We start from the raw sequence: 581 nt of genomic DNA, 5'->3' as shown, positions 1-581 counted from the left end.
CAAGACCAGGTTAACAAGGTTTCCGTGCTCGACCATCACCCCTTTCGGGCGGCCCGTCGAGCCTGAGGTATAGATCACATAAGCAAGGTTCGAGCTTGAAACTCCGCTGATGACTGCTTCGCTGCTGCATGCTGCGATACTTTCGCGGCCTGACCCGTCCAGCTCGATCACCTCGCAAGCCCCCCCTAGCCGGTCTGATAGCCCCTGGCTGCTCACCACGCACGATACCGCGCTGTCAGTGAGCATATAACTGATACGGTCAACTGGGTAATCCGGGTCGATCGGAACATAGGCCCCGCCCGATTTAAGGATACCCAGTATTGCTACCACCATATCCATGCCCCGCTCCAGACAGATACCCACCAGGCTTTCAGGGCCTACACCCAGCCCGCGAAGGTAATGGCCTAGCCGGTTACTGGCTTCGTCCAGCTCACCGTAGCTCATCGTTTGCCCTTCGAAAACCAACGCAGCAGATGAGCGATTTTCTTTCACCTGGCCCGCAAAAAGGTCCAGCACTGTCAGGGACAGATCGTAATCCCGCTCAGTCTGGTTGAAGCCTGCCACCAGTTGCTCACGCTCGG

Annotated in this window: 1 protein-coding gene; it reads right to left on the bottom strand. The window is 57.3% G+C overall.

Annotated features, from left to right (window positions below):
* On the bottom strand, window positions 1-581 hold a 581-nt coding region (locus AAHB90_RS32530), incomplete at both ends, for an AMP-binding protein (RefSeq protein ID WP_342089498.1).

This window comes from Dyadobacter sp. OTU695 (assembly GCF_038440355.1).
Taxonomy (GTDB): Bacteria; Bacteroidota; Bacteroidia; order Cytophagales; family Spirosomataceae; genus Dyadobacter.
Note: the sequence above shows the minus strand (reverse complement) of the source record. Positions and strands in the feature narration are given on the sequence as shown.